A 15,907-nucleotide genomic window follows, 5' to 3' on the forward strand; every position below is an offset into this window, starting at 1 on the left:
GGCATGACAGCATGGCAGCGAAGCGCTCGGGTGACGGGCCTGGTGCTGGGGTTGGCCCTGGCCGGCTGCGGCGGCAGCGAAGACGGCGAATCGCCGGCCGATGAGCGGCTGGGCGGCGTGGCGCAGCCCGACACCGAGATCGAGGCGGCGTCCTCCGAACCGGCACCCGAGGTCGCGACGTTCGACGAGCCGGTGAGCGTCGGCATCGATGCGCGGCTGCGCAGCGATCGCCGCCTGATGGTCGAGGGCACCACCAATCTGCCCGAGGCGACGCGCCTGCAGGTGCTGGTGGAGCGCGAGCTCAGTGGCGTGCGCTGGCAGGAGCGCACCGTGGTCGAGGCGGGAGGCGGCTTTGCGGCCGGGCCCTTCGGTCCGGGTAGCGGCTTGCCGGACGGCGGGTATCGCATCACCGTCAACATGCCGCCCGCCTCGGTGCAGCCGTCCGAGGTGCGGGCACGGCTGGGCGAGGAGGGGCAGCATCTGCGCGGTCCGCTGGTGCAGCCCTCGCGTCACGGGCTGGGGCAGGTGATCAGCGCCAGTCAGCGCTTCCTGGTCGGCAGCGAGCCGCGGCATACCACCGACCAGGTGGAGGTCATGGAAGTGGAGTGAGCGTGCCGGCTCAGAGCGCCTCGAAGCGCCACAGGGCGACGACCTTGCCCAGCAGTCGGCAGTCGGGGGTGTAGGGCGTCGGCTCGGCGTCGTCACGCTGGAAGGTGAGCTCGCCCCTGGCGTCCTGCTGGACACGGCGCAGCGCCAGCCTGCCGGCTTCCTCGATCAGGTAGAGGCCCGGCTGACGAAAGATGTCGGTGGGGGCGATGGCGGCCAGGTCGTTCGGGTTCAGGTAGTCGAGCGCCTCGTCGGGGGCCGGTGTCACCAGGTGGCAGTCGCCGTCCCAGCGCTGCCCGGGGGTGAGCTCGATGGGCAGCTCGATGCCCTTGGCCTCGGTGCCTTCCCGGGCCCAGGGCGGCGGGCCGTCGGCCCGCAGGAACAGCGGGGCAGGCCGGCTGGTGTCGTTGTCGAGCAGCGCGGACAGCGGGCAGCCGAGGGCGCCGGCCAGCGCCACCAGGCGCTCGTGGCCGATCTGCTTGATGGCCCCGGATTCCCAATAGGAGATGGTGACGTCCGAGACGCCGACTCGGCGGGCCAGGGCCGCCTTGTTGAGATTGGTCTCCAGGCGAAGTTGTTTGATCCGTGGGCCGAGTGTTTCCATGAACGTCGTCCTGTCTGAGGTCATCTACGAAGGGGGGCATGGCATGGTCTGCGATTGCCTTTAACTGTGCAATAGCGAGCATCAACGTTATGACCACCGATGCGTCCGAATGTCACCATGCGATGGGCTGGTCGTCCCAGTCCCTGAAGCCGCCGGTGTCCGCCGGTGAGCGTCTGCTCAGCACCGTGAGCAGGCGTTCGGCCACGAAGTTCGGGGTGAACAGCTTGCCTTCGGGCACGCGCGCCTGAAAGGGCGCCGACAGCTCGGTGTCGGTGGTGCCGGGGTGCAGGCAGGTGACGCAGGCGTGGGGATTGAGGCGGCGCAGCTCCACCGAGGCGGTCTTCATCAGCATGTTGTGTGCCGCCTTGCTGGCACGATAGGCGTACCAGCCGCCCATCCGGTTGTCGTCGATGGAACCGACCCGAGCCGAGAGGCTGCCGATCAGCACGGGGTGGCGTCCCTTGAGCGAGGGCGCGAGTGTCTTGAGCAGCAGCGCCGGGGTGGCGGCATTGACGTGGAACAGCCGGCCCAAGGTGTCGGCGTCGAGGGCCTCGAGTTTCTTCTCCGGCGTGATGCCGTCCGCCTCGTCGTGCAGCATGCCCATGGCATTGATCACCAGGTGTAGCCGTTGGCCGTCGAGGGCCTCGCCCAGTGCCGTCAGCCCCTGTTCGGTGCCGAGGTCCAGGGTGTGGCCGGTCAGTCGCGGGTCGTCGCGGGTTACCGCCTGGCGGCTGACGGCATGCAGGCGGGCCAGGCGCGGCTCGGCCAGCAGGGCATCGATCAGGGCCGAGCCGATGCCGCCGGAGGCGCCGGTGACCAGGGCGGTGAAGCCGTCGGGCAGTTGGGGAAACATGGCGCTCCTTGCTGGCAGTGGCGTGCTGGATGGACCCTCTTGCCCGCCAATGATTCCACGGCGCGGCTGCCGGCGTCACGCGAGGCGCGTATAATGCGCGCATTCCTGGCCGCCCGCCGACATGCCATCGGCTCGAGTGGGGCGCCAGGGCTCCATTCTCCCCGACCGGACCAAGGACGACATGACCGTACGTACCCGTATCGCGCCGTCTCCCACTGGCGATCCCCATGTGGGAACCGCCTACATCGCCCTGTTCAACCTGTGCTTCGCCCGTCAGCACGGCGGCGAGTTCATCCTGCGCATCGAGGATACCGACCGGGTGCGCTCGACCGCCGAGTCGGAGCAGATGATTCTCGATTCCCTGCGCTGGCTGGGGCTGGAGTGGGACGAGGGGCCCGACGTGGGCGGGCCGCATGGCCCCTATCGGCAGAGTGAGCGCGGCGACATCTACGCCGAGCATGCGCGCAAGCTGATCGAGTCCGGTCATGCCTTCAAGTGCTACCGCACCAGCGAGGAGCTCGACGAGCTGCGCGAGACGCGCAAGGCCGCCGGCCTGCATCTGGCGCTGAAGCCGGCCGATCTGGCGCTGCCCGAGGAAGAGGTCGCCCGCCGCGAGCGCGAGGGCTGGCCCCATGTGGTGCGCATGCACGTGCCGGCCAGCGGCACCTGCGTGGTCGACGACATGCTGCGCGGTACCATCGAGGTCGACTGGGCCCAGGTGGACGCCCAGATCCTGCTCAAGTCCGACGGCATGCCGACCTACCACCTGGCCAACGTGGTCGACGACCACCTGATGGGCATCACCCACGTGCTGCGCGGCGAGGAGTGGATCAACTCCGCGCCCAAGCACCAGCTTCTGTACGAGTACTTCGGCTGGCCGATGCCGACACTCTGCCACATGCCGCTGCTGCGCAACCCGGACAAGTCGAAGCTCTCCAAGCGCAAGAACCCGACCTCGATCAACTACTACCGGCGCATGGGGTTCCTGCCCCAGGCGGTGACCAACTATCTCGGTCGCATGGGTTGGTCGATGCCGGACGAGCGTGAGAAGTTCACCCTCGACGAGATGATGAGCCACTTCGACGTGCAGCGGGTCTCGCTGGGCGGGCCGGTGTTCGACCTGCAGAAGCTGAGCTGGCTCAACGGCCTCTACATCCGCGAGGACCTGGACGACGACGCCTTCCTCAAGGCGTTGCGTGACTGGGCCTTCAACGAGGCGTACGTGCGCCAGATCCTGCCGCAGGTGCGCCCGCGGGTGGAGACGCTGTCCGACGTGATGCCGCTGGCCGGCCACTTCTTCTCCGGCTTGCCGGCGATCGAAGAGGGCGACTTCGACGGGGTCAAGCTCGGCCGCGAGGACCTGGTGAAGCTGCTGCAGTTCCTGACCTGGCGCCTCGAGACCGTGCCGGCCTGGCAAAAGGACGCCCTGCTGGCCGAGGTCAAGGCGCTGGCCGCGCACTTCGAGCTCAAGATGAAGGACTTCCTGGCGCCGGTCTTCATCGCCATCACCGGCTCCGCCGCCAGCACCTCGGTGATGGATGCCATGGCGATCCTCGGCTCGGACATGACCCGGGCGCGCCTGCGCCACGCCATCGCGGTGCTGGGCGGCGTGTCCAAGAAGCAGGCCAAGCGCTTCGAGAAGGAATACCGCGAACTCTGACGCGGCGTTCACAGTGCCAGGCGGTGCCGTCGTCGCGCCTGGCACTTCGCGCGCCAAGGGGCGGGGGGAGAGCGGAGCAGAAAATTCGCACTTCCCCGTTGACGAAGGCGAAGGGAATCCGTATTATACGCCTCGTCTTCACGACATGTGGGGCCTTAGCTCAGCTGGGAGAGCGCAACACTGGCAGTGTTGAGGTCAGCGGTTCGATCCCGCTAGGCTCCACCATCAACGTCATCGAAGATGATGCGTCCCATTCGTCTAGTGGTCCAGGACACCGCCCTTTCACGGCGGTAACAGGGGTTCGAACCCCCTATGGGACGCCACTACATTCTGCTTATACCTTCCCGGACGCTTCAGGCGTCTTTTTTTGTCTCCGCCGTTGGCGCCCTGGGGTGCCATGCCGTGCGGGACTCATGCTTTTCCCCTAGAAAAGGCCGTTCCTGGCCTTGACTTGTCCACTTGAGCGGTTCCTGACGCAATGCTTGTTCACAGCATCGCGGCAAAAGCCCGTGGTTATGGGGTTTTTAAATTAGTGCTTTAAAATCAAAGGCTTGGGTGCGATCAAATTTTGATCAATCTGAGCGCGACCCGCTGCCCATGGCGATTCTGAGCGATTCCCCAACGCTTTTGAACAGGTTTATCCACAGATTGTGTGGAAAACGCTGCGAAACGGCGTCAGTACGATGACAGCGGTGGAAAAGCCGGGCTGGCACCCTGCTCGGTTGTTCTCGGCGCGGATGTGAGAGGGGCGGAAGTGAGAGGGGGGGGGCTCGCGGCATCGCCACCCGACGATGCCGTCAGGGCGTCGGAATGGCCCGCAGAGGGCGTCGGTGTGAGGCGTCGGTATCTGGGTGGGGCAGGGCGGCGTCACCCTCTGCGACGCTCCTGCGGCAGCTGGGCGAGGGGCGGGCCTGGGGAGGTCCGTCGATGCGGTATCGAGGGGCGCCGAGCGGGGAGGTGCGGTTCGTCGGCGAGGACCGTCACGGCCCGGAAGTGCTGCGCGGGCCACAAACGCAAGAAGGCCGCCCCGAGGGGCGGCCTTCTTCGTCCGGGCGAGTCGTTCGCCGATTACTTGGCGGGGTAGTCGCGCTGGGTGTGGCCGGTGTAGAGCTGGCGCGGACGGCTGATCTTGTAGCTGTCGCTGAGCATCTCGTGCCAGTGGGAGATCCAGCCGATGGTGCGGGACACCGCGAAGATCACGGTGAACATGTTGGTCGGGATGCCCATGGCCTTGAGGATGATGCCGGAGTAGAAGTCGACGTTCGGGTAGAGCTTGCGCTCGACGAAGTACTCGTCTTCCAAGGCGATCTGCTCGAGGCGCTTGGCGATCTTGAGCTGCGGGTCGTCGGCCTTGCCCAGCTGCTCCAGGACCTCGTCGCAGGTCTCCTTCATGACCTTGGCGCGCGGGTCGAAGTTGCGATAGACGCGGTGACCGAAGCCCATCAGCTTGAACGGATCGTTCTTGTCCTTGGCCTTGTCGATGAAGCGCTGGATGTTCTCTTCGGAATCGTCGCCGATCTCGTCGAGCATGTTCAGCACCGCCTCGTTGGCGCCGCCGTGGGCCGGGCCCCACAGGGCCGCGATGCCGGCGCTGATGCAGGCAAACGGGTTGGCGCCGGTGGAGCCGGCCAAGCGCACCGTGGAGGTGGAGGCGTTCTGCTCGTGGTCGGCGTGGAGCATGAAGATGCGATCCATCGCCTTGGCGAACACCGGGTTGATCTCGTAGTCCTCGCACGGGTTGCTGAACATCATGTAGAGGAAGTTCTCTGCATAGTTCAGGTCGTTGCGCGGATAGACGAACGGCTGGCCCACGTTGTACTTGTGGGACATGGCCGCGATGGTCGGCATCTTGGCGATCAGGCGGATGGCGCTGATCTCGCGGTCTTCCTGCTTGGTGATGTCGAGATGATCGTGATAGAAGGCCGCCAGGCCGCCGACCACGCCGCACAGGATCGACATCGGGTGGGCGTCGCGGCGGAAGCCCTTGAAGAAGTTGGCCAGCTGCTCGTGCACCATGGTGTGGTGGGTCACGCGCTCCGCGAACTCGGTGTACTGCGCGTCGTTGGGCAGCTCGCCGAACAGCAGCAGATAGCACAGTTCGACGAAGTCGGACTGCTTGGCCAGCTGGTCGATCGGGTAGCCGCGGTGCAGCAGCACGCCCTTGCCGCCATCGATGTAGGTGATGGCGGACTGGCAGGAGGAGGTCGCCATGAAGCCGGGGTCATAGGTGAAAAGGCCCTCGGCGCCCAGGCCGCGAACGTCGATGACATCCGGCCCCGCGGCGCCTGAGTAGACCGGCAGCTCGATCGATTTCTCCAGGCCTTCTACCGTCAGCGTTGCTTTCCTGTCAGCCATAACTGGCCTCCTCTCGAGTTCTTGGTGGCGCGATAAGTCGTGATTTCGCGAAACTTGCCGGCGAAAAGGTTCGCCCACTATAGAAGCGTCTTTTCGATTGTCAATTCATCCATCGATGCTGGTCTGCTGTTCAGGATGTATTTTTTGTATAGTTTTTGTATCGAATATGATGCTTTGCACCATGCCGGGGCGATCAGCCTCATGGCAAGTACATGACGCTGCCAAACGACCGAGTGGCGGAGTTTTTTTCGCCATCATGCGCCTCCCCCCATGGTCTGGTTGGCAAGCTAGTGATTTGTCATCGATGTGGGCATGGCCCTATAATCCAGTCCCGCGACTGGCAGGAAAAGGGAGATCGTGACCCGCAAGGCATGATCGTTCTCCTTCCCGAAACCACCGCCCGTGTCGGGCTCTCCTCGAGTGCCCAGGAACGGGCCAAGAGAGTGTGTAGAGAGCCGTGAATAGCAAACGACCCGTAAATCTGGATCTGTCCACGATACAGTTCCCCCTCCCCGCCTTGACGTCGATCGCTCACCGCATCACCGGCGTCATCCTCTTCATCGGCCTGATCTTCGGCTTCTGGGCGCTGGATGCCTCGCTGTCTTCTCCGGAAGGCTTCGCCGCGGTCAGCGATGCCCTGGCTCACAATGTGCTGGCCAAGCTGATTGCCTGGGGGCTGCTGTCCGCCCTGGCGTTTCACTTCGTGGCCGGCGTCAAGCACCTGCTGATGGACGCCGACATCGGCGTGACCCTCGAAGGTGGCGTCAAGAAGGCGCAGATCACCGTCGTGGCAAGCGCGGTCCTGATCATTCTGGCTGGAGTCTGGGTATGGTAACCAACATCACGAACTTCGGGCGCAGCGGGCTGTCCGACTGGCTCGTTCAGCGCGTCTCGGCCGTTATTCTGGCCCTCTACACACTCTTCATCGTCGGCTACCTGCTGGTCCACCCCGGGCTCGACTACGCGACCTGGAGCGGGCTCTTCGACCAGACCTGGATGCGCATCTTCTCGCTGCTGGCCTTCGTGTCCCTGTCCGCCCACGCCTGGGTGGGGCTGTGGACCGTGACCACCGACTATCTCAAGCCGACCGGCATTCGTCTTGCCGTCCAGACCGTCATCATCCTGGCCATCTTCGTGTTCCTGGTCTGGGGTATTCAAGTCCTGTGGGGAGCCTGATCCATGTCCAACATGCGTAGCCTGACCTTCGACGCCATCATCATCGGCGGTGGCGGTTCCGGCCTGCGGGCCGCCCTCGAGCTGGCCAAGTCCGGCAAGAAGACCGCCGTGCTGTCCAAGGTCTTCCCGACCCGCTCGCACACCGTGTCCGCCCAGGGCGGCATCACCTGTGCCATCGCCTCCGCCGACCCCGAGGACGATTGGCGCTGGCACATGTACGACACCGTCAAGGGCGGCGACTACATCGCCGACCAGGACGCGGCCGAGTACATGTGCTCCGAGGGTCCCAAAGCGGTCTTCGAGCTCGAGCACATGGGTCTGCCGTTCTCCCGCTTCGACAACGGCCGTATCTATCAGCGCCCGTTCGGCGGCCAGTCCAAGAACTTCGGTGAAGGCGGCCAGGCGGCCCGTACCTGTGCCGCGGCGGACCGTACCGGTCATGCCCTGCTGCATACCCTTTACCAGAACAACCTGAAGAACAATACCACCTTCCTCAACGAGTGGTACGCCGTCGACCTGGTCAAGAACGCCAACGGCGACGTCGTCGGCTGCATCGCCATGGACATCGAATCCGGCGAAGTGGTGCACATCAAGTCCAAGGCCACCGTGCTGGCCACCGGCGGTTCCGGCCGCATCTATGCCTCCACCACCAATGCCCTGATCAACACCGGTGACGGCATCGGCATGGCGCTGCGCGCCGGCTTCCCGATGCAGGACATGGAGATGTGGCAGTTCCACCCGACCGGCATCTACGGCGCCGGTACCCTGGTCACCGAGGGTTGCCGCGGCGAGGGTGGCTACCTGGTCAACAAGGACGGCGAGCGCTTCATGGAGCGTTATGCCCCCAACGCCAAGGACCTGGCCGGCCGCGACGTGGTCGCGCGCTCCATGGTCATGGAGATCCTCGAGGGTCGTGGCTGCGGCGAGAACGGCGACCACGTCTACCTCAAGCTCGACCACCTCGGCGAGGAAGTCCTCGGCAAGCGTCTGCCGGGCATCGTCGAGCTGTCCAAGACCTTCGCCCACGTGGATCCGGCCAAGGAGCCGATCCCGGTCGTGCCGACCTGTCACTACATGATGGGCGGCGTGCCGACCAACGTGCACGGCCAGGCCATCATGCAGGACGGCGACGGCAACGATCAGATCGTCAACGGCCTCTACGCCGTCGGCGAGGCGGCCTGCGTGTCGGTCCACGGCGCCAACCGCCTGGGCGGCAACTCGCTGCTCGACCTGGTGGTGTTCGGTCGCGCGGCCGGCATGTTCATCGAGAGCGCGCTCAACGAGGGCGTCGAGTACCTGGCGGCCAGCGATTCCGACGTCGAGTCGGCCATGAAGCGCATCAACCGCTGGAACGAGTCCGAGGACGGCGAGACCGTGCCCGAGCTCAAGCGTGCGCTGCAGGACATCATGCAGAACGCCTTCGGCGTCTTCCGTCAGGAAGAGAACATGCAGAAGGGCGTCCAGCAGCTGGCCGAGCTGCGTGAGCGCATCAACAACGCTTACCTGCCGGACAAGTCCAACACCTTTAACACCGCCCGGGTCGAGGCCCTCGAGCTCGACAACCTGATGGAAGTCGCCGAGGCCACCGCCATCGCGGCCCTCGAGCGCAAGGAGAGCCGTGGTGCCCACTCACGCTACGACTACCCGGATCGCGACGACGTCAACTGGCTGAAGCACTCCATGTATTTCCCGGCCGAGAAGCGCCTGGGGCAGCGTGATGTGAACTTCGCGCCCAAGACCGTCGATATGTTCGAACCGAAAGTCCGTACCTACTGAGGGGAGTCACGATGTCCACGCTTCAGGTATCCCTGTACCGCTACAATCCCGAGACGGACTCCGCCCCCTACATGGAGGAGTTCCAGGTCGACACCCAGGGTCGCGACCTGATGGTGCTCGACGTCCTGCACCTGGTGAAGGAGCAGGACAACGGCCTGGCTTATCGTCGCAGCTGCCGCGAGGGCGTGTGCGGCTCCGACGGCATGAACATGAACGGCAAGAACGGCCTGGCCTGCATCACGCCGCTGTCCGACGTGGTCAAGAAGGGCAAGCTGACCCTGCGTCCGCTGCCCGGTCTGCCGGTCATCCGTGACCTGGTGGTCGACATGAGCCTGTTCTACCAGCAGTACGAGCGCATCCAGCCGTACCTGCAGAACGACACGCCGGCGCCGGCCATCGAGCGTCTGCAGTCGCCGGAGGACCGCGACAAGCTCGACGGCCTCTACGAGTGCATCCTGTGCGCCTGCTGCTCGACCTCCTGCCCGTCGTTCTGGTGGAACCCGGACAAGTTCGTCGGCCCGGCCGGCCTGCTGCAGGCTTACCGCTTCCTGGCCGATTCCCGCGACGAGGCCACCCGCGAGCGTCTGGAGGATCTCCAGGACCCGTTCAGCGTGTTCCGCTGCCGCGGCATCATGAACTGTGTGGCGGTGTGCCCGAAGGGGCTCAACCCCACTCGCGCGATCGGCAAGATTCGCGAGATGCTGCTGGCGGATGCCACTTAAATCGTGGGCCGGGGCTTGTTATCATACGCCCCAGGCTGCGACGTGCTGTCGCAGCCTGGCCCCCGGTGAGACGTCCAAAGCCGGTGCCTCGTGCACCGGCTTTTGACCATAGAAACAAGGTGTCCGCCCCGCCGGCTGGCTACCTAACTGATGTCGCCACGGGTGAGCCGTGACGGCCGACACCACCCCATCAGTGCAGGGTGACCGAGAGATGCAACAAGGCATAATGGAGTTGATGTGGCGCTCCTCCCATGTCAGTGGCAGCAATGTCCACTACGTGGAAGCGCTCTACGAGCAGTACCTCGATGACCCCTCTGCCGTTCCCGATGAATGGCGTCAGTACTTCGATCAACTGCCGAGACCCGATGGCAGCGCCACTCAAGACGTTCCGCTTGCCCCTACCCGCGAACAGTTCTATCAGCTGGGCCGTCAGCGCCGCACCGCCCAGACCGCTGCCGCCGCTCCCGAGAGCGACGAGAACCGCAAGCAGGTCAAGGTGCTGCAGCTGATCAACGCCTACCGCTTCCGCGGGCACCAGAAGGCCGATATCGATCCCCTCGATCTGCGCAGCCCGACCCCGGTGCCCGATCTGGATCTGTCCTTCCACCAGCTCTCCAAGGCCGACCTGGATACCGAATTCCAGACCGGTTCTCTGTTCATGGGCGCCGACAAGGCGCCGCTGAAGCAGATCGTCGAGGCGCTGGAGCAGACCTACTGCCGCAGCATCGGCTGCGAGTTCATGCACATCGTCGATACCGAAGAGAAGCGCTGGCTGCAGCAGCGTTTCGAGTCGGTGCGCTCGGCGCCCAAGTTCAGCGAGGACGTCCGCAAGCACGTCTTCGAGCGGCTCAGCGCCGCCGAGGGCCTTGAGAGCTATCTGGCCTCCAAGTACCCGGGCACCAAGCGCTTCGGCCTGGAGGGCGGCGAGTCCTTCATCCCGATGATGGACGAGCTGATCCAGCGCGCCGGTGGCTACGGCACCAAGGAAGTCGTGATCGGCATGGCCCACCGTGGCCGCCTCAACGTGCTGGTCAACATCCTGGGCAAGAACCCCTCCGAGCTGATCGACGAGTTCGACGGCAAGAAGCTGGTCGAGCGCGGCTCCGGCGACGTCAAGTATCACCAGGGCTTCAGTTCCAACGTCATGACCCCGGGTGGCGAAGTCCACCTGGCCATGTCGTTCAACCCCTCCCACCTGGAGATCGTCGCGCCGGTGGTCGAGGGGTCTGTGCGGGCCCGTCAGGATCGCCGCAACGACAGCGACGGCGGCAAGGTGCTGCCGATCAACGTCCACGGCGACGCGGCCTTCGCCGGCCAGGGCGTGGTCATGGAGACGTTCCAGATGTCCCAGACCCGTGCCTACCGGACCGGTGGCACGGTGCACATCGTGATCAACAACCAGGTGGGCTTCACCACGTCCCACCCGGAAGACTCGCGCTCCACCGAGTACTGCACCGACATCGCCAAGATGGTTCAGGCGCCGATCTTCCACGTCAACGGCGACGATGCGGACGCCGTGCTGCATGCCACCCAGGTGGCGCTGGATTACCGCCAGCAGTTCAAGAAGGACGTGGTCATCGACCTGGTGTGCTACCGCCGCCGCGGCCACAACGAAGCCGACGAGCCGTCCGGCACCCAGCCGATGATGTACAGCAAGATCAAGAACCATCCGTCCTCGCGCGCGCTGTTCGCCGAGCGCCTGGTCAAGGAAGGGCTGATCAGCGAAGACGAGGCCAAGGCCACCATGGAAGGCTACCGCGACGATCTGGTCGCCGGTAACCACGTGGCCAACGCCCTGGTGCAGAAGCCGAACACCGCGCTGTTCGTCGACTGGAAGCCCTATCTCGGCCACGAGTGGAGCGGCCACACCGACACCAGCTTTGACATGAAGCGCCTGCAGCACCTCGCGGCGCGCATGTGCGAGGTGCCGGATGGCGTCAGCGTGCAGCGTCAGGTCGCCAAGATCTATGACGACCGCCGCAAGATGCAGGCCGGCGGCATGGCCTGCAACTGGGGCTTCGCCGAGACCCTGGCCTACGCCACGCTGCTCGACCAGGGCCACCCGATTCGCCTGACCGGCCAGGACGTGGGTCGCGGCACCTTCTCCCACCGCCATGCGGTGGTGCACAACCAGAAGGACGGCAGCACCTTCGTGCCGCTCCAGCACCTGAGCGACGGCCAGCCGCGCTTCACCATCCACGACTCCTTCCTGTCGGAAGAGGCCGTGCTGGCGTTCGAGTACGGCTACTCCACCACGGCGCCCAACGACCTGGTGATCTGGGAAGCGCAGTTCGGCGACTTCTTCAACGGCGCCCAGGTGGTGGTCGACCAGTTCATCTCCTCCGGCGAGACCAAGTGGGAGCGCCTGTGCGGCCTGACCATGCTGCTGCCGCATGGCTACGAGGGCCAGGGCCCCGAGCACTCCTCCGCGCGTCTGGAGCGCTTCCTGCAGCTGTGTGCCGAGCACAACATGCAGGTCTGCGTGCCGACCACCCCGGCGCAGATCTTCCATCTGCTGCGTCGCCAGGTGATCCGCAAGCTGCGCAAGCCGCTGGTGGTGATGTCGCCGAAGAGCCTGCTGCGCCACAAGGATGCCACCTCCAGCCTCGACGAGCTGGCCGGCGGCAGCTTCCAGATGGTGATCCCCGACCAGGGCAAGCGCGACGCCGAGAAGGTCGAGCGCATCATCCTGTGTGCCGGCAAGGTCTACTACGACCTGGCCAACTGGCGCGAGGAGAACGCCCGCGACGACGTGGCCATCCTGCGTCTCGAACAGCTCTACCCGTTCCCCGAAGCCGAGCTCTTCGAGGCGATCAAGGCCTACACCAACGCCAGCGAAATGGTGTGGTGCCAGGAAGAGCCGCTCAACCAGGGCGCCTGGTACCCCAGTCAGCACCACATGCGCAGCGTGGCGGAGCAGCTCAAGACGGGCCTGGGCGGCAAGCTCAAGTTCGCCGGCCGTCCGGCATCGGCCGCCCCCGCGGCGGGCTACATGTCCGTGCATACCGAACAGCAGCGCAAGCTGGTGGAAGACGCCTTCAACCTCTAAGGCAGCCCACCGGGACGAGAGAGAACACACAAGGGAAACGACATGGCTACCGAGATCAAGGCACCCACCTTTCCGGAATCCGTTGCCGAGGGCAGCGTGGCCGCCTGGCACAAGAAGCCGGGTGACAGCGTCGAGCGTGACGAGCTGATCGTCGAGATCGAGACCGACAAGGTGGTGCTCGAGGTCGTGGCACCCGAGGCCGGTACCCTGGCCGAGGTGCTGGCGGAAGAGGGCGACACCGTGCAGTCCGAGCAGGTGCTCGGCCGCATCGGCGAAGGCGCGGCCAGCGGCGGCGGCGACAAGGCCGAGGCCGCCAGCGAAGAGAAGAGCGATGCCGAGCCGGAGGCCGCCCCGGCCGCCGGCGGCGAGGCGCACGAGGTGAAGGCCCCGACCTTCCCCGAGTCCGTCCAGGAAGGCACCGTGGCCAGCTGGAACAAGCAGGTCGGCGAAGCCGTCAAGCGCGACGAGGTGCTGGCCGAGATCGAGACCGACAAGGTCGTGCTCGAGGTGGTCGCGCCGGCCGACGGCGCGCTGTCCGAGATCAAGGCCGAGGAAGGCAGCCAGGTGGCCTCCGAAGAGGTGCTGGCGATCTTCACCGCCGGCGCCGGCGGCGATGCCACCCCGGCTTCCAGCGAGGGCAAGGCCGCCGCATCCGCCGATGACGGCGCCAGCGACGAGAAGGTCGGCGACAAGATCCTCGCCCCGGCCGCACGCAAGCTGGTCGCCGAGCACGACCTCGACGTCGGCAAGCTCGAAGGCACCGGCAAGGGCGGTCGCGTGCTCAAGGAAGACGTGCAGAAGGCGATCAAGGACGGCAGCGCCAAGAAGGCCGCCAAGTCCGCCCAGCCGTCAGGCGCCAAGGCCGCCGCGGCACCGGCCCCGGCCGTCGAGGGCGAGCGTCCCGAGAAGCGCGTGCCGATGACCCGCCTGCGCAAGACCATCGCCAAGCGTCTGGTCGAGGCCCAGCAGACCGCCGCCATGCTGACCACCTACAACGAGGTGGACATGGGCGCGGTCATGGACCTGCGCGCGCAGTACAAGGACACCTTCCTCAAGGCCCACGACACCAAGCTCGGCTTCATGGGCTTCTTCGTCAAGGCGGCCTCCGAGGCGCTCAAGCGCTTCCCGGACGTCAACGCCTCCATCGACGGCGACGACATCGTCTACCACGGCTATCAGGACATCGGCGTGGCCGTGTCCACCGACCGTGGCCTGGTGGTGCCGGTGCTGCGCGATACCGACAGCATGAAGATCGCCGACGTCGAGAAGGGCATCGTCGACTTCGGCAAGCGTGCCCGTGATGGCAAGCTCGGCATCGACGAGATGCAGGGCGGCACCTTCACCATCACCAACGGCGGCATCTTCGGCTCGCTGATGTCCACGCCGATCCTCAACCCGCCGCAGACCGCGATCCTGGGCATGCACAAGATCCAGGAACGTCCGATGGCGGTGAACGGCAAGGTCGAGATCCGTCCGATGATGTACCTGGCGCTGTCATACGATCACCGCATGATCGATGGCAAGGACGCGGTGCAGTTCCTGGTGACCATCAAGGCACTGCTCGAGGATCCGGCCCGTCTGCTGCTGGATATCTGATCCGCGCGGGTTAACGAGCACAGCGAAACACTTTTCAAGGAGCCAACATGGCCGACAAGTTTGATGTCATCGTCATCGGCGCGGGCCCCGGCGGCTACGTGGCCGCCATCCGTGCCGCCCAGATGGGCCTGAAGACCGCCTGTGTCGAGAAGTGGATCGGCAAGGAAGGCAACGTCGTGCACGGCGGGACCTGCCTGAACGTGGGCTGCATTCCGTCCAAGGCGCTGCTGGAGGCCTCCCACAAGTTCGTCGAGGCGCAGCACGACTTCGACGACATGGGCATCGAGGCCGGTGACGTCACCATGGACGTCAAGAAGATGATGGCCCGCAAGGACAAGATCGTTAAGAACCTGACCGGTGGCATCGCCGGCCTGTTCAAGGCCAACGGCGTGACCGCGCTGGAGGGCACCGGCAAGGTGACCGGCAGCCAGCAGGTCGAGGTCACCGACAAGGACGGCAACGCCGCCACCTACGAGGCCGACAACATCGTGGTCGCCGCCGGTTCCGTGCCGGTCGAGATCCCGCCGACCCCGCTCACCGACGACCTGATCGTCGACTCCACCGGCGCCCTGGAATTCCAGGAAACGCCGAAGCGCCTGGGCGTCATCGGCGCCGGCGTCATCGGTCTCGAGCTCGGCAGCGTGTGGAACCGTCTGGGCTCCGAGGTCACCGTCCTCGAGGCCATGGACGACTTCCTGCCGATGGTCGACGGCGCGATCGCCAAGGAGACCCAGAAGCTGCTCAAGAAGCAGGGCCTGGACATCAAGCTGGGCGCCCGCGTCACCGGCTCCGAGGTCAAGGACGGCGAGGTCGTGGTCAAGTACTCCGACGCCAAGGGCGAGCAGGAGATCACCTTCGACAAGCTGATCGTCTGCGTCGGCCGCAAGCCGTACACCAAGGGCGTGATCGGTGAAGGGGTGAGCGTCGAGCTCGACGAGCGCGGCTTCATCCACGTCGACGACCAGTGCCGCACCAGCGTGCCCGGCGTCTACGCCATCGGCGACTGCGTGCGCGGCCCGATGCTGGCCCACAAGGCGTCCGAGGAAGGCATCATGGTCGCCGACATCATCGCCGGCCATAAAGCCGAGATGAACTACGACGCCATCCCGAGCGTGATCTACACCTTCCCCGAGGTGGCCTGGGTCGGCATGACCGAGCAGGACGCCAAGGCGGCCGGCATCGAGGTCAAGACCGGCGCCTTCCCGTTCGCCGCCAGCGGTCGCGCCATGGCCAACAACGCCACCGAGGGTCAGGCCAAGGTGATCGCCGACGCCGAGACCGATCGTATCCTGGGTCTGCACATCGTCGGCCAGCACGCCGGCGAGATGATTGCCCAGGGCGTCATCGCCATGGAATTCGGCTCCAGCGCCGAGGATCTGGCGCTGTCCTGCTATGCGCATCCGACCATGTCCGAGGCCGTCCACGAGGCAGCCCTGGCCGTGGAAGGTCACGCCATCCACATGGCGAACCGCAAGAAGCGCAAGTAAGACAACAAGAGCGCCGCCTTCGG

The 15,907-nt window shown here is 65.5% G+C and carries 12 protein-coding genes and 2 tRNA genes; 11 read left to right on the forward strand and 3 right to left on the reverse strand.

Going from position 1 to position 15,907, the window contains the following annotated elements:
- The first annotated feature begins 3 nt into the window (after positions 1-3).
- Positions 4-609, forward strand: a complete 606-nt coding sequence (locus ACGTNF_RS00840) for a hypothetical protein (protein WP_394599992.1) — start codon at positions 4-6, stop codon at positions 607-609.
- A gap of 10 nt (positions 610-619) precedes the next feature.
- Here ACGTNF_RS00840 and ACGTNF_RS00845 read toward each other — a convergent pair whose 3' ends face one another.
- Together ACGTNF_RS00845 and ACGTNF_RS00850 are read right to left on the reverse strand one after the other, a co-directional pair.
- Positions 620-1,210, reverse strand: coding sequence for a helix-turn-helix domain-containing protein (locus tag ACGTNF_RS00845; protein WP_394599993.1), 591 nt, complete (start codon positions 1,208-1,210; stop codon positions 620-622).
- Positions 1,211-1,322: 112 nt separating this feature from the next.
- Positions 1,323-2,063, reverse strand: coding sequence for an SDR family NAD(P)-dependent oxidoreductase (locus tag ACGTNF_RS00850; protein ID WP_394599994.1), 741 nt, complete (start codon positions 2,061-2,063; stop codon positions 1,323-1,325).
- A gap of 181 nt (positions 2,064-2,244) precedes the next feature.
- On the opposite strand from ACGTNF_RS00850, the gene gltX reads away from it, so the two are divergent.
- From gltX to ACGTNF_RS00865, 3 genes are all read left to right on the forward strand, one after another.
- Positions 2,245-3,723, forward strand: coding sequence for a glutamate--tRNA ligase (gene gltX / locus ACGTNF_RS00855; RefSeq protein ID WP_394599996.1), 1,479 nt, complete (start codon positions 2,245-2,247; stop codon positions 3,721-3,723).
- A 149-nt stretch (positions 3,724-3,872) separates the two neighbouring features.
- A tRNA-Ala gene (locus tag ACGTNF_RS00860) sits at positions 3,873-3,948 on the forward strand.
- Positions 3,949-3,970: 22 nt separating this feature from the next.
- Positions 3,971-4,046, forward strand: a tRNA-Glu gene (locus ACGTNF_RS00865).
- Between the two features lie 745 nt (positions 4,047-4,791).
- Here ACGTNF_RS00865 and gltA read toward each other — a convergent pair.
- Positions 4,792-6,078, reverse strand: coding sequence for a citrate synthase (gltA, locus tag ACGTNF_RS00870; RefSeq protein WP_394599997.1), 1,287 nt, complete (start codon positions 6,076-6,078; stop codon positions 4,792-4,794).
- A gap of 457 nt (positions 6,079-6,535) precedes the next feature.
- Between gltA and sdhC the strand changes: the two genes are divergently transcribed.
- From sdhC to lpdA, 7 genes are all read left to right on the forward strand, one after another.
- Positions 6,536-6,913 carry a succinate dehydrogenase, cytochrome b556 subunit gene (sdhC, locus tag ACGTNF_RS00875; protein WP_026068553.1) on the forward strand — a complete coding sequence of 126 codons (378 nt, stop codon included), beginning with the start codon at positions 6,536-6,538 and terminating at the stop codon, positions 6,911-6,913.
- The gene (sdhD, locus tag ACGTNF_RS00880; protein WP_394599998.1) at positions 6,907-7,254 is read left to right on the forward strand and encodes a succinate dehydrogenase, hydrophobic membrane anchor protein; all 348 of its coding nucleotides are present in this window, start codon (positions 6,907-6,909) and stop codon (positions 7,252-7,254) included. Before sdhC ends, sdhD begins: the two co-directional genes overlap by 7 nt.
- Before the next feature lie 3 nt (positions 7,255-7,257).
- The gene (gene sdhA, locus ACGTNF_RS00885) at positions 7,258-9,030 is read left to right on the forward strand and encodes a succinate dehydrogenase flavoprotein subunit (RefSeq protein ID WP_394599999.1); all 1,773 of its coding nucleotides are present in this window, start codon (positions 7,258-7,260) and stop codon (positions 9,028-9,030) included.
- An 11-nt stretch (positions 9,031-9,041) separates the two neighbouring features.
- Entirely contained in the window at positions 9,042-9,752 is a 711-nt protein-coding gene (locus ACGTNF_RS00890; RefSeq protein ID WP_394600000.1) for a succinate dehydrogenase iron-sulfur subunit, read from the forward strand.
- 211 nt (positions 9,753-9,963) lie between these two features.
- Positions 9,964-12,801, forward strand: coding sequence for a 2-oxoglutarate dehydrogenase E1 component (locus ACGTNF_RS00895; RefSeq protein ID WP_394600002.1), 2,838 nt, complete (start codon positions 9,964-9,966; stop codon positions 12,799-12,801).
- 42 nt (positions 12,802-12,843) lie between these two features.
- Positions 12,844-14,397 (forward strand): 2-oxoglutarate dehydrogenase complex dihydrolipoyllysine-residue succinyltransferase, encoded by a 1,554-nt coding sequence (odhB, locus tag ACGTNF_RS00900; protein WP_016856038.1) that lies wholly within the window; start codon positions 12,844-12,846, stop codon positions 14,395-14,397.
- Between the two features lie 47 nt (positions 14,398-14,444).
- Positions 14,445-15,884: a dihydrolipoyl dehydrogenase gene (lpdA, locus tag ACGTNF_RS00905; RefSeq protein WP_016856037.1), complete on the forward strand. Its 1,440-nt coding sequence runs from the start codon at positions 14,445-14,447 to the stop codon at positions 15,882-15,884.
- The last annotated feature ends 23 nt before the right edge of the window (positions 15,885-15,907 follow it).

Source organism: Halomonas sp. B23F22_10 (assembly GCF_043496975.1).
GTDB lineage: Bacteria > Pseudomonadota > Gammaproteobacteria > Pseudomonadales > Halomonadaceae > Halomonas > Halomonas smyrnensis.

Coding starts and splice junctions, on each gene's coding strand:
- ACGTNF_RS00840 (WP_394599992.1), top strand. CDS start 4: ATGACAGCATGGCAGCGAAGCGCTCGGGTGACGGGCCTGGTGCTGGGG.
- ACGTNF_RS00845 (WP_394599993.1), bottom strand. CDS start 1,210: ATGGAAACACTCGGCCCACGGATCAAACAACTTCGCCTGGAGACCAAT.
- ACGTNF_RS00850 (WP_394599994.1), bottom strand. CDS start 2,063: ATGTTTCCCCAACTGCCCGACGGCTTCACCGCCCTGGTCACCGGCGCC.
- gltX (WP_394599996.1), top strand. CDS start 2,245: ATGACCGTACGTACCCGTATCGCGCCGTCTCCCACTGGCGATCCCCAT.
- gltA (WP_394599997.1), bottom strand. CDS start 6,078: ATGGCTGACAGGAAAGCAACGCTGACGGTAGAAGGCCTGGAGAAATCG.
- sdhD (WP_394599998.1), top strand. CDS start 6,907: ATGGTAACCAACATCACGAACTTCGGGCGCAGCGGGCTGTCCGACTGG.
- sdhA (WP_394599999.1), top strand. CDS start 7,258: ATGTCCAACATGCGTAGCCTGACCTTCGACGCCATCATCATCGGCGGT.
- ACGTNF_RS00890 (WP_394600000.1), top strand. CDS start 9,042: ATGTCCACGCTTCAGGTATCCCTGTACCGCTACAATCCCGAGACGGAC.
- ACGTNF_RS00895 (WP_394600002.1), top strand. CDS start 9,964: ATGCAACAAGGCATAATGGAGTTGATGTGGCGCTCCTCCCATGTCAGT.
- odhB (WP_016856038.1), top strand. CDS start 12,844: ATGGCTACCGAGATCAAGGCACCCACCTTTCCGGAATCCGTTGCCGAG.
- lpdA (WP_016856037.1), top strand. CDS start 14,445: ATGGCCGACAAGTTTGATGTCATCGTCATCGGCGCGGGCCCCGGCGGC.